This is a genomic window from Mucilaginibacter galii (genome assembly GCF_014635825.1).
In the GTDB taxonomy this organism is placed as follows: domain Bacteria; phylum Bacteroidota; class Bacteroidia; order Sphingobacteriales; family Sphingobacteriaceae; genus Mucilaginibacter; species Mucilaginibacter galii.
Genome location: NZ_BMDO01000004.1, coordinates 255033 through 268178 on the forward strand (window position 1 = coordinate 255033; position 13146 = coordinate 268178).

At 43.2% G+C, this 13146-nt stretch carries 12 protein-coding genes; 4 read left to right on the forward strand and 8 right to left on the reverse strand.

Annotated features, from left to right (window positions below):
- Nucleotides 1–47: 47 nt before the first annotated feature.
- Nucleotides 48–584: a hypothetical protein gene (locus tag IEV61_RS09595; protein WP_188416052.1), complete on the reverse strand. Its 537-nt coding sequence runs from the start codon at nt 582–584 to the stop codon at nt 48–50.
- 112 nt (nt 585–696) lie between these two features.
- Between IEV61_RS09595 and IEV61_RS09600 the strand changes: the two genes are divergently transcribed.
- Entirely contained in the window at nt 697–1182 is a 486-nt protein-coding gene (locus IEV61_RS09600; RefSeq protein WP_188416054.1) for a DUF4126 family protein, read from the forward strand.
- On the opposite strand, the gene IEV61_RS09605 is transcribed toward IEV61_RS09600, so the two are convergent.
- From IEV61_RS09605 to IEV61_RS09625, 5 genes are all read right to left on the reverse strand, one after another.
- Nucleotides 1169–2299, reverse strand: coding sequence for a mechanosensitive ion channel family protein (locus IEV61_RS09605; RefSeq protein ID WP_188416056.1), 1131 nt, complete (start codon nt 2297–2299; stop codon nt 1169–1171). The two genes, IEV61_RS09600 and IEV61_RS09605, sit on opposite strands and share 14 nt — an antisense overlap.
- Before the next feature lie 614 nt (nt 2300–2913).
- Nucleotides 2914–4233: an NAD(P)/FAD-dependent oxidoreductase gene (locus IEV61_RS09610; protein ID WP_188416057.1), complete on the reverse strand. Its 1320-nt coding sequence runs from the start codon at nt 4231–4233 to the stop codon at nt 2914–2916.
- A gap of 100 nt (nt 4234–4333) precedes the next feature.
- On the reverse strand, nt 4334–7318 hold the full coding sequence (secDF, locus tag IEV61_RS09615) for a protein translocase subunit SecDF (protein WP_188416059.1): 2985 nt from the start codon (nt 7316–7318) through the stop codon (nt 4334–4336).
- 112 nt (nt 7319–7430) lie between these two features.
- Nucleotides 7431–7913 (reverse strand): dihydrofolate reductase, encoded by a 483-nt coding sequence (locus IEV61_RS09620; RefSeq protein WP_188416061.1) that lies wholly within the window; start codon nt 7911–7913, stop codon nt 7431–7433.
- A 12-nt stretch (nt 7914–7925) separates the two neighbouring features.
- Nucleotides 7926–8747: a thymidylate synthase gene (locus IEV61_RS09625; RefSeq protein ID WP_188416063.1), complete on the reverse strand. Its 822-nt coding sequence runs from the start codon at nt 8745–8747 to the stop codon at nt 7926–7928.
- Between the two features lie 81 nt (nt 8748–8828).
- On the opposite strand from IEV61_RS09625, the gene ispE reads away from it, so the two are divergent.
- From ispE to IEV61_RS09640, 3 genes are all read left to right on the forward strand, one after another.
- A complete protein-coding gene (gene ispE, locus IEV61_RS09630) occupies nt 8829–9632 on the forward strand; it encodes a 4-(cytidine 5'-diphospho)-2-C-methyl-D-erythritol kinase (RefSeq protein WP_188416065.1) in 804 nt (267 codons plus the stop codon).
- A 78-nt stretch (nt 9633–9710) separates the two neighbouring features.
- The gene (locus IEV61_RS09635; RefSeq protein WP_308472323.1) at nt 9711–11021 is read left to right on the forward strand and encodes an NAD(P)/FAD-dependent oxidoreductase; all 1311 of its coding nucleotides are present in this window, start codon (nt 9711–9713) and stop codon (nt 11019–11021) included.
- A gap of 103 nt (nt 11022–11124) precedes the next feature.
- On the forward strand, nt 11125–11364 hold the full coding sequence (locus tag IEV61_RS09640; protein ID WP_188416067.1) for a hypothetical protein: 240 nt from the start codon (nt 11125–11127) through the stop codon (nt 11362–11364).
- A gap of 76 nt (nt 11365–11440) precedes the next feature.
- Here the strand turns inward: IEV61_RS09640 and IEV61_RS09645 are convergent, their stop codons facing one another.
- Both IEV61_RS09645 and IEV61_RS09650 read right to left on the reverse strand, forming a co-directional pair.
- Complete coding sequence (locus IEV61_RS09645) at nt 11441–12055, reverse strand: FMN-binding negative transcriptional regulator (RefSeq protein ID WP_188416069.1); 615 nt, start codon at nt 12053–12055, stop codon at nt 11441–11443.
- Nucleotides 12056–12161: 106 nt separating this feature from the next.
- The gene (locus IEV61_RS09650) at nt 12162–13109 is read right to left on the reverse strand and encodes an N-acetylornithine carbamoyltransferase (protein ID WP_188416071.1); all 948 of its coding nucleotides are present in this window, start codon (nt 13107–13109) and stop codon (nt 12162–12164) included.
- Nucleotides 13110–13146 lie beyond the last annotated feature (37 nt).

A 13146-nucleotide genomic window follows, 5' to 3' on the forward strand; every position in this document is an offset into this window, starting at 1 on the left:
AAGCTGCATCTGTTTAGGTGCAGCTTTTTTGCTGGCTTTTTAAAGTATTAAAAAGCAGAAGCATTCATTCCTTTGATCAGCTTGTTGAGTTTGTTCAGTTTTTGCTGTTGCGGACTGCCCGCGTCTAAAGCATCATAAACTAAACCGGCCGCTACAGCATACACGGCGTGGTGCAGGGCATCAATAGCTACCGATTTAGGTTCCTGCTCATTAACAGGTGGTGCAGCATCATATTTAGGCAGCATTACTAATTCCGTTGCCCAAATAGCGCCAAAATGTACAAGGGTGGCCGGTATGCCTTTTAAACCGGCAAAACCTAACAAGCCACGTACTATGCCCCAAGAGGTACCGTAAGCATAATGAATTTCGTTGTTCAATTTTTCTTTTTGGCTATCATCTGCCGGGGCAGCTCCCGTAACTTGAGAGGCCACTTTAACCGGCGCGTCGCTTGGTTCACGCTTGGTTATTTTCATTTCTATCATTTGCGATAGAGTAATGGCCGCCGTACCAGCTAAACCGGCCAGTAAACCTTTACCTATTGCGCCGGCTAATTCTCCCAAAGCATTGTCCTGATGTGTTCTCATAAGTAATTTTTATTTCGAGTATAACAACAGTATTTAATTATTGATTTAAATGATTGTGGTAAAACACATTGCCGGCTTTTGATGTACACATAATATAATTAAACCAGCATCTATGAAACTTAAAATATCAAATCCGTTTTGGCAGGCCATAAGTTTAGGCACTATAGCCGGGCTGCGTTCAATGTCGGCGCCGGCCTTAACCAGTCATATATTAAGCCATCACCAATCAAAGGGCTTGAGCCATACGCCGCTCAGCTTTATGCAAAATGACAAAGCTGCACTGGCATTTAAACTTATGGCCTTGGCCGAATTTGCAGGCGACAAACTACCTTCTACACCTAACCGTATTGCTTTCCCGGCAATAACTACGCGCTTTTTATCGGGCGCGTTGGCTGGTGCCAGCATCTACAAAGCCAAGGGGCATAAGGCATATATAGGTGCGATATTGGGCGGAAGCGCAGCTATACTATCTACTTTCGGCAGCTTTTACTTGCGTAAGGCTACCGTTAAAGGCACTAAAATTTTTGATCCTATTATTGGTGGCATTGAAGATGCACTGGTAGTAGGTGCCGGTGCCGGTTTGGCTAAAGCAGCTTAGGGTCAACATCCCGGATGGCCTGCGGAAACTTGTCTTTCAAATCTGTCCGCAGTTTAGGCAGGCTGTCCGGGTAATTTTGCTGAATAAAGCTGATCATGTTCTCGCGTATATAGCAGCGCAGATCAAATGCATCAGACGAATTTCGGGAACTCACCAGCATCCTTATCTCAATGGTATGCTCTTTGGCATCTGTCAATTGTAATACGCTTACCCTGTTGTCCCACAGCGGTGATAACGCCAGCACACGGTTAAACTCCACGCGCAAAGGCTCGAGGGGAATGGTATAATCCATATAAATGAATACGGTACCAATAATATCGGCCGATATTCTCGTCCAGTTTTGAAAAGGCTTTTGAATAAAATAGTTGATAGGCAAAATTAGCCTGCGCTGATCCCAAATGCGCAGTACCACGTAGGTAAGCGTAATGTCTTCCACGCGACCCCATTCGTTTTCTACCACTAACACGTCGTCTATCCTGATGGGTTGTGTAAACGCCAGCTGCATACCTGCCAACAGGTTGCCTAAAGAATTTTGAGCCGCAAAACCAATAATAATTCCACCTATACCCACACCGGTAAGCAAACCTGTACCCAACCTTCTGAAGCTTTCAAAACTAAGGAGTATGAGCGCTATAGTTACGCATACGATAATGGCTACCACCAGCTTACGCACAAAGCGTAATTGCGTGCGTATTTTACGTTCTTTTAAGTTGTCTGCTTTATTAAGATCGTAAATATGATACACGTAATCTTCCAGTACGTTAATTGCCCTAATGAGCAAACTGGCAAATGAAACAATAAGCAGGATGCTGATAATGCGGTCTACCAAGTTGATGTATGCCACATTCATCCGCATAAGCGGGATGGACAGCTTTAGAATAAGCAGCGGAATAAAATAAGTAATAGGTACGCTGAGGTAAGTGATAATAGAGCGAAAGAACGAATAGTCCGTCTCTTCCTTTTTTGCATACCGCTTGAGCAGGGCAGAGGTAATAGTTTTTAAGATAAGGCCTATGATAATGGCGCTAACCGCAATAATAATATTCCAAACGAAAGGCGGAAGGCTATGCGATAGTTCTACTAAACCCGGTGGCAAGTCATCTTGTGTTTTTATCATAGTTTTAGGGTGAATTTACTAAAGTAATTAAGCCCATTAATTGTTTGAAATTGGCTCACAATTACCTGTGCGTATTACAATAGATTAACGATTTGAAAGTTAATAATTAAATAATAACCAGTTATTTGTTCCGGTTCAAGCAGTTATACCAATGCTGTACTGTTGTCATCCGTAACCTGCAAAGACAAATAATTGAAAATGATAATATGTTGTACGCTATAAATGCGTTTAAAATACTTCTTTAAAGTAGAGGTGATTGTTTTAGAGTGATTGAGGCAGGCCAGGGATACTTTTCCTGGCCTGCTTTTTTGTTGGTACTAAAGCCATTAACAATGTATAGCAACTTCTATTGTTAGTGATATCAATACTATAATCCTAATTCGCCCACTGTCAGTCTGAGCTTTTCGAAGACCTGTACGCCTTGCAAGTCTTCGAAACGGAAAGCTTTACAGTCTACGCTTGTCGAAGACTTGTACGCCTTGCTAAGTATTCGACAAGCTCAGACTGACAATTCAAACGTTTGTTGTGAGATTATTAGCCCAACAAAACGTCAAGAACCTCCATAAAAAAGCCCTGATAGCAAAACTATCAGGGCTTTGTATATTCAATACCGATCAATCAGTCTTTGGCAATTGCACCGCTGCAGCTGCTTGTGGCGAAGCCTCGCGCACGTACCGTCTGATGATTAACCTGGTGCCACCGTTATACGTTACGTAGCTACCCAGCCATGCAATAAAGGTAATTACCTTATTTTTAAAACCGAGTAGCGATATAAGGTGGACAAACATCCAGATACACCAGGCAATAAAACCGCCCAGTTTAATCTTTCCTAAATCGGCTACGGCTTTGTTACGGCCAATGGTAGCCATCGATCCCAAATCGTTGTATTTGAATGGTTCGGTTGGCTTGCCTTCTACAAGGTTTACAATGTTTTTTGCTAACTGCTTGCCTTGCTGTATAGCTACCTGGGCTACACCCGGGTGACCGTTAGGCGTATCGGCAGTAATAGTAGCACCTACGTCGCCAATGGCAAATACATTCTTGGTACCCGCTACACGGCTAATCTCGTCTGTCTTAATACGGTTACCACGTACCAGTATATCTTTCGAAATACCGTTTGGAACAACGCCCATTACCCCGGCAGACCATACTACGTTCTTGGTACGGATCACACGGCCGTCTTCAAACTTAAGTTCAGTTCCATCATAACTTTCTACCTTAACACCCAGCATCAGGTTTACACCCATTTTTTCCAGGTAGCCCTGTGCTTTTTTAGAAGCCTCTTCAGACATTGGCCCTAAAACTTTGGGAAGAAAATCTACCAGGTAAACCTGCATTTCTTCTTTATTAAGTTCAGGGTAGTCTTTAGACAGTACGTGATTTTTCAACTCGGCAAACGAACCGGCCAATTCTACACCGGTAGGGCCTGCACCCACCATCACAAAGTTAAGGTAAGGTTCGCGTTCTTCGGGTGTGGTGGCAATTACGGCCTGCTCCAGGTTTTGCAAAAACATATAGCGCAGGTTTAATGCCTCCGGAATAGTTTTCATTGGCATGGCATTATGCTCAATGTCTTTATTGCCAAAAAAGTTGGTGGTTGAGCCGGTAGCCATTACCAGGTAATCATAAGCAATTTCGCCAATGGTAGTTTCCAGGTAATTGTTCTCAAGATTAACACCGGTAACCTCGGCTACGCGGAAGCGAAGGTTTTTTTGGCCTTCAAAATTTTTCCTTAATGAGAAAGCTATGGCTTCACACTCCAAACTACCGGTAGCAACCTGGTATAGCAGCGGAGGGAAAGAGTGGTAGTTATGTTTATCGAGCAGTAATATTTCTACCGGTTGTTTAGCCAGGTGTTTAGCCAGTTCAATACCGCCAAACCCGCCGCCTACAATAACTACCAGTGGAAATTTTGTGTTTTGTTTTGCATCCATATTATTTTTCACAGTTGTTGTGTAAGGTTGATGTCTTTTTGTATAACAAAAAAGGCTTCAAATGTTCTTTGAAGCCTTTTAATAAATTATAAGTTAATTCTTATGAATTGAGCTTCTTTCCACCAAAATCGAGCATAATCGGGGTTGCTACACAAATAGAGGAGTAAGTACCAAATACTACACCTACTAACAATGCGAACGAGAATCCGCGGATAACATCTCCACCGAATATGAATAGAACGATGAGCACAAAGATAACAGTTAAAGCGGTAATAATGGTACGGCTTAGCGTACTATTAATTGCTTGATTAACTACCACCGATGGATCATCGGTTTTGGCATGGTGTAAACCTAAGAACTCACGGATACGGTCAAACACTACCACGGTATCGTTAATAGAATAACCAATAACTGTTAGGATAGCTGCAATGAACGCCTGGTCAATCTCCAGTGCAAAAGGTAAGATACCTCTGAACAAAGAGAAGAACGACAATACCAGCAAGGCATCGTGTGCGGTTGCCACCATGGCACCCAAGCTAAACTGCCATCTGCGGAAACGGATCAGGATGTAAGCAGAGATGACCAGGATAGCGATGATAACCGTCCAAACAGCCGAACTCTTAATATCATTGGCAATGGTAGGACCTACTTTTTGCGAACTTAATATGGTGAATTTAGGAGACACCTTGCTTAAGCCTGTGCGTAAGGTGCTTTCTACCTTATTGTCGCCGCTTGTAGTGTTGTCTTCAATTAAATAATTGGTAGTGATACGTACTTGTTTATCGCCACCGAAAGATTTTACTTCGGTACCACCGGTTAAGCTTTGGTCAATGGCATCACGTACAGTTTCGGTAGAGGTGCTTTGATCAAAACGAACGATGTAGCTACGTCCGCCCTGAAAATCAACACCGTAATCGAAACCGCGGGTTACCATAGATACGATACCGGCCAGGATGAAAATACCCGAGAAAGCATAGAATTTAAAACGGTTTTTCACGAAGCCGTAGTTAGAACCTTTGAACAGGTTTGAGCTCCAGGCGTTTGAGAACTTGATATCCATGTTCTTGTCCAACATCCATTCAAAAATTACGCGGGTGATTAATAATGAGCAGAACAATGAAGTTACGATACCGATCATTAACGTGGTAGCGAAACCCTGGATAGGACCTGAACCGAAGATGAACAGGATTAAACCGGTTAAGAAACTACTGATCTGCGAATCGAGGATAGAAGATAAGGCATGTTTGTAACCATCGGCAATGGCAATACGTTTTGATTTGCCCAGTGCTAATTCTTCACGTACACGCTCATAAATTAATACGTTGGCATCTACCGATATACCCAGGATCAATACGATACCTGCGATACCCGGCAACGTTAACACCGCACCTAAGCTGGTTAACACACCCATCAGGAAGAAGATATTTACGAATACGGCAACATCGGCTACAGTACCGGCACTGTTGTAGTAAACTATCATGAACAATAGCACGATAGCCAAACCAACACCGCAAGAAATTAAACCATCGTTAATGGCTTCCTGACCTAATGACGGACCTACTATATCTTCAGACACGATGCGTGCCGGAGCAGGTAAACGACCGGCTTTTAATACGTTGGCTAAATCTTTGGTTTCATCTTGTGTAAAGGTACCGCTTATTGAAGAACGGCCACCGGCAATTTCATTGCTTACGTTAGGGGCAGATACTACGTTATCGTCCAATACAATGGCAATGGCGCGGTTGTCGCTTTGGTCGGCAGGGTTACCCGCAGCTTCGGCTGTAACTTTTCTCCAGGTTTTAGCACCATCGGAGTTCATTTCCATAGTTACCTCGTAGCCACCATTGGTTTGATCCATGTCGCTGCGGGCATCTGTGATAGCTTCACCGCTTAAAGCCGGGCCGTTTTCGGCACCAGAAAGTTTAATGGCAAATAACTGTAATACTTTAGTATTATTGTTTGGCTTGGCGCTCCAAAGCAAACGCATGTTTTTAGGGATAACCGCTTGTACGTCGTCGCTTTTTAATAATGAGTTTACCTTAGCAGTATCTTTAACTTCGGCGTATCCTACAGCAGGACCAGGGATTAACTGCGCTTGTCCGTTAGCACCTTGGCCAATAGCCGGACGCAGTACCGCAAATAAAGGGTTGGTTTCGGCCAGTTGATTTTTGTTTTTTAACGCAGCAGCCGAAGTGTCTTTAGCTGCATTTTGCTTAACCTTACTTAATAAGCTACCGCCTTTTTTAGCAGTATCGGTAGCTGCAGCAGGCGTAGTAGCCGGTGCATCGGTAGTATCTTTTTTACCGGTAGTTTTGTTTTTAGCAGCAATAATGCCGTTAATATTACCTAATAACTGGTAAACTTCGCTATTATCATAAGTTGCATAGAACTCCAGCTTGGCCGAACCTTGCAATAACTTACGAACACGGTCTTTACTTGATTCAGATACACCCGGTAACTCAATTAAAATACGGTTACCAGCTTGTTGCTGAATGTTAGGTGCAGTTACACCAAACTTATCAATACGGTTACGCAGAATGTTGAATGATTGATCTACCGCAGTTTTAGACTGATCGCGCAGGTATTTCTCAACATCACCGTTGCTGGCGTCAAATTTCAGGCTGGCTTGGTTTGATTGTGTAGAGAAGATAGGAGCAAGTTTACCGCTAGGGCTTATCTTTTTATACTCGCGCATAAAAATGTCGATGTAGTCTTCAGGACTTGTTTTCGACGCTACATCGGCATTGTGTAAAGCCTGGTTAAAGGTTACATCGGTGCTGTTGTTAGCCAGTGTGCGGATAAGCTCGCTTAACGAGATCTGCATGGTAACGTTCATACCGCCTTTCAAATCCAGACCTAAGGCCAGTTCGCGGTCTTTACAGTATTGGTAACTGTGTTTAAATAACGGATAAACCGGTTGTGCAGAAATAGAATCAAGATATGCTTTTTCTTTTTCAGTACTACCTTTGGCGTAGGCCCTTGCATCATCTTCAACTGATTTGGTAACCCAAGTAAACGATAGTTGATATAAGCAAACTATCGCCAACACTACGGCTAAAAATTTAATAACCCCTTTACCTTGCATGGTGTAATCTATGTGTAAAATTAATTTATAAGCTTTTTAAATTAAGACGGCAAATCTAATAAAATTTCGTAAGCGTAGCACCTTAATTAAAACAAAATAAACGCGCGATATGTTAGCGGCTTTTTAAGGTGATAAATGAGAAAGGAAACGCATGTTTTTCATCAGTTTGATGGTCCTCGCGGTCGAGTTCCTGCCATTGGTTTTTATCAATTTCGGGGAAGAAGGTATCGGCTTCAAAGTCCTGATGCACAATGGTTAAATAGATGAAATTGGTTATCGGCATAGCCTGCCGATAGATTTCTGCACCACCTACAATATCCACCTCGGCTTCGCCTTTGGCTAGTTCCAATGCAGCGTTTAATGAGTTAACCACTTCGCAACCTTCTATTTGAATGTTTTGCCGGGTAACCACAATATTACGACGGTTAGGCAGTGGTTTGCCCACCGAATCGAACGTTTTACGGCCCATGATAACGGTGTGGCCGGTGGTTAATTGTTTAAAATGCTTAAGATCTTTAGGCAGGTGCCAAAGCAGTTTATTGTTTTTGCCGATGGCGTTATTAGCAGCAATGGCTACTACGATGTTAATGTTCATTATCTTTCTGTGTTACACTGCTACAGCCCCTTTGATATGCGGCCATGGATCGTAGTTTTCCAGCGTAAAATCTTCAAATTTAAAACCGAAAATATCTTTCACCTCAGGATTGATCTTCATAGTAGGCAAGGGGCGGGGCTCGCGGCTTAGCTGTAAGTTAACCTGCTCTATATGGTTATTATAAATATGCGCATCGCCAAACGTGTGGATAAAATCTCCGCAATCTAAATCGCATACCTGTGCCATCATCATGGTAAGCAGTGCGTAAGAGGCTATGTTGAATGGTACACCTAAAAATATATCGGCACTGCGCTGGTAAAGTTGACAGGAAAGTTTCCCTTTCAACTCCCCCTTTACAGGGTCAGCAGGCTCCACATAAAATTGGAACAAGCTGTGGCAAGGAGGCAAAGCCATTTGCTCTACATCAGCCACGTTCCATGCCGATACCATGATACGGCGGGAGTCGGGATTGGTCTTCAATTGTTTAACCACCTGGGTTATCTGGTCAATTTGACCGCCATCCGGCTTTGGCCAGCAGCGCCATTGGTAACCGTAAACAGGGCCAAGGTTGCCTTCTGCATCGGCCCATTCGTCCCAAATGCGTACGCCGTTATCCTTCAAATATTTGATATTGGTATCGCCGCTTAAAAACCAGATCAATTCGTGTATAATAGATTTTAAATGTAGTTTTTTAGTAGTCACCAACGGAAAACCTTCCTGCAAATTAAAACGCATTTGGTAGCCAAACACACTGATGGTTCCGGTACCGGTACGGTCGTGCTTTTGGGCGCCATGGTCGAGCACGTGGCGCATCAGGTCGTGGTATTGTTTCATAATGCTTGCGGTTACAAATAAAATTAATCTATTTTGGCTTTCCTACTAATGTGTATAATTAGGCAGGTATATGATGCTTTTATGATTGTTTTTCCCAACGCCAAGATCAACATAGGTTTAAACATAACCCAGCGCCGGCCCGATGGCTACCACAACCTCGAAACCATTTTCTATCCGCTCATGATCAAAGATGCACTGGAGGCGGTTGAAAGCGATGTGTTGACCTTTCAATCATCAGGCATATCTATTCCGGGCGATGAGCAGCATAACCTTTGTTTAAAGGCCTACTATGCGCTCAAAAAAGATTTTGATCTGCCACCTTTAAGTATTCACTTGCATAAACACATCCCTATTGGTGCAGGGCTGGGAGGAGGATCGGCTGATGCGGCTTTTGTTATCAAGCTTATTAACCAGCAATTTAACTTAGGATTGAGCGCTGATGCAATGATGGATTACGCCCGCCCGTTGGGTGCCGATTGCGCTTTTTTTATCAACAATAAAGCGGTTTATGCCTACGAAAAAGGCGACAGCTTTGAGGATATTGACTTAGATCTTTCCATATACAAACTGGTACTGGTAATGCCTCCGGCCCATGTATCTACCGCGCAGGCATACGGGGGCATTAAACCAGCACCTGTGCAATCATCTCTTCAAGAGCTGGTTAAGAAGCCTGTAACCGAATGGAAGGCGACCATTAAAAACGATTTTGAAGATCATATCTTTAAAGCCTTTCCCATAATTCAAGAGGTCAAAGAAGAACTTTACCGGTCGGGCGCTTTGTACGCCAGCATGAGCGGGAGTGGGGCATCGGTGTTTGGGATATTTGAGAAGACACCTGACTTGGACAATTTAGCGCAGCATTTCCAGGTTTTTTACAACGTTTAGTTCAATGCTCACAAACTTGCTTCAAAACATATAGTATATATAGCGGTTCTATATAGAAATTCCCAAAAATAAGGATAGATGGCAGAGATGTATTTAGGTAAAACTACGGGCAAACCACGCGTGGTTATTATAGGCGGAGGCTTTGGCGGCGTTAACCTGGCACGTAAATTAAAACATACCCAAGTAGACGTAGTAATGGTAGATAAGCATAACTACCATACGTTTCAGCCACTATTGTACCAGGTTGCTATTGGTGCCATTGAGAGTGATGCCGTGGCTTTTCCGTTGCGCCGTATTTTTACAGGGCAAAAGGGGTTTAGCTTTCACATGACCGAAGTGCAGCAGATCAATCCCGGTTTAAATACTGTTACCACCACCTTGGGCGATATCCATTACGATTACCTGGTGGTTGCTACCGGTGCCAACAGCAATTTTTTTGGCAACAAGGAAATTGAGCGGAATACCATGCCCATGAAGAATATTCCCGAAGCTTTGAACATCCGGAGCCTCATCCTGCAAAACCTCGAAAAGGCAGCTGTAACCACAGATTTAGCCGAACGTGCCGCTTTACTCACTTTCGTAGTGGTTGGCGGCGGACCAACCGGTGTGGAACTTGCCGGATCGTTAGCCGAGATGCGGCTTAATATGCTTTGCAAAGATTACCCCGACCTGCGCCCCGAAGATATGAAGGTATACCTGGCCGAGGGTAAGCCTAAGCTTATTGCGGCCATGTCTGAACAAGCATCGGTAAAAGCTAAGGAGTTTTTATTGGATATGGGTGTCACGATTTATAATGATGTGCATGTAACCAGTTACAATGGCGACCAACTGGTGATTGATAACGGCGTTAATATTAAAAGCCGAAATGTATTTTGGGCGGCCGGAGTTAAAGGCGAAGTACCCGTCGGCATACCGCAAGACGTTGTTGTAAGGGGCGGACGTATCCAAACCGATGAAATTAGCCGCATAAAAGGCTTTCAAAATATATTTGCCATAGGTGATGTAGCCGCCATGATTACACCTGAATCGCCCGAAGGGCACCCGGGTGTAGCACCTGTTGCTATACAGCAAGGCGGGCATTTGGCTAAAAACATTATCCACCTGGTTAAAGGCGAACACACGGAGCCATTCAAATACCACGATAAAGGCTCGTTAGCCACCATTGGCCGTAACCGTGCCGTGGCTGATTTAGGTAAAATTCGGTTTCAGGGCTTTTTCGCTTGGTTTGTATGGTTGTTTGTGCACATTATGTCCCTTGCTGGGTTCAGCAACAAGTTGGTGGTATTTTGTAATTGGTTAATTAACTATTTTACAAAAAATACAGATAATAGGTTGATTATCAGGTATTATGACACGGAAACAAAAATGGTTGATCCTATTGCTAAATAAAGAATTTGCCAATTAAAGAAATTTGTAAACTTTTAGTTAATTTATCTTAACAATAGTTGATAAATGTTGTTGATACTATAATAAGTAACTAAAAATTTCAATCATGCCAACAAATTCCAATCCCGAACATAGCGAAGGGCCAGTAGCCAAAGCTATCGAACAACAGACGGCAAAGCTGCCGTCAGATCTGTTTTTATGGGCAGCCGTAGGAGCAATTGCAGCTTCTGCCGTTCTTAAAATCATGAAAAAAGACAAAGAAGCTTTATTTGTTGGTCAGTGGCCTGCACCTTTCTTGCTGCTGGGCCTTTACAACAAATTAGTGAAATTAGAAGGCAGTGAGTAAAAGCTTTTAAGTTAGATTAAAAGAATAAGCCGGTTAATTAAGTAATTAACCGGCTTATTCTTTTAACGATGTCTTTTTAGTCTCTTGGTTCTAAATTCATGTATTCGCCAATGGTTTGTTCGTTCAAATCAGCGCTGTGAGTTAACGCTTTGGCAACACTTTCAAAATCGGCAGTTGAGCGGTTCTGGCTTAGCTTCTTTTTCCCCTGCAAGTCGGTTACCAATATGTCAAACACCACTATGCCTTTAGCCATTTTAAGTTTGTAGTCTATAGGCAACGTTTTCCATTGCTTTACATAATCAGCATCATAAGACGCTATCATCTCTTCCAATGATAGTAATTGTGCCGCTTCATCGGTTACAATGCTTGCCTTGCCGTATGCATGCACGGCAATGTAGTTCCAGGTGGGAACATTTAAGGTCTTTTCGTATAACTTAGGTGCTACGTAAGCATGAGGTTCGGTAAATACAACCAGCGAAGTGTTATTGATTAGGTGCTGTGATTGCGGATTGGCAACGGCCAGGTGCGATGATAATATCAACTGATCATTTTCCAGCTTCACGATAAACGGTAGGTGGGTAGCAACTGGTACAGCATCTGCTGTGTTAATTAACGTAGCAAAGCTGTAACGCTGCATAAAGGCTACAGATTCTTGATGATCTGTTATTAGAAATGGTTTAGGTATGTACATAGAGCATTAGGTTATTATTAAATGATAACTTATATAAATAAAAATGGCCCCATTTTGTGGAGCCATGATGTGTTTTAATGTGAAAAGTTGTTGTTACTTCCTGATTTTATATACTTTCAAGCAGTTGCTTTAATACTGCCTGTGCAGCCCAAACACGATTACCGGCTTCATGAATTACTACTGAGTGTGGCCCGTCTAAGATCTCGTCAGACAGTTCCAGGTTTCGTCGGACGGGCAGGCAATGCATTACTTTGGCATCGTTAGTGGCTTCCAGCATCTGGTTGGTCAACATCCAGTCTTCATGGCTGCCGGGCATTTCACCATATGGTTCGTAAGCCGACCAGTTTTTTACGTATACAAAATCGGCCCCCGCCAAAGCTTCCTGCTGGTTGTGCGTAATGGTAGCGTTTTTTGTAAATTCTTCACTTAAAGCATAACCCTCGGGGTGTGTAATCACAAAATCAACATCTGCATGGCACATCCACTCGGCAAAAGAATTGGGTACCGCTTGTGGCAAGGCCTTAATGTGTGGCGCCCAGGTTAAAACCACTTTAGGTTGTTCTACCTTTTTAAGTTCGGTAATGGTGATCAGATCAGCCAAACTTTGTAACGGGTGTCGTGTAGCCGATTCCAGGCTGACAACCGGTACACCGCAATACTCTACAAATTTGTTAAATATGGTTTCGCTATAATCCTCCTCACGATCTTTTAAACCCGGAAACGAGCGTACACCTAAAAAGTCGACGTACTGGCCCAATACTGCCGCAGCCTCGCGCACGTGCTCTACCGTAGTGCCGTTCATGATGGCGCCATCCTGCAACTCTAAAGCCCATCCTTCCTTATCAATGTTGAGCACCATGGCGTTCATGCCTAAATTAAGCGCTGCCTTTTGTGTGCTCATGCGGGTACGCAGACTTGGGTTTAAAAAAACCAAGCCTATGGTTTTGTTTTTACCCAGATGCTGAAACGCATAAGGATCTTTTTTGAGCGCCAGGGCTTCGGTCACTAAGGCGTTAATATCGGTAACGTCGTGTACAGAGGTGAATTGCTTCATTTATCTTTCCGGTGTTCTATGGAAATTATCAAATTTC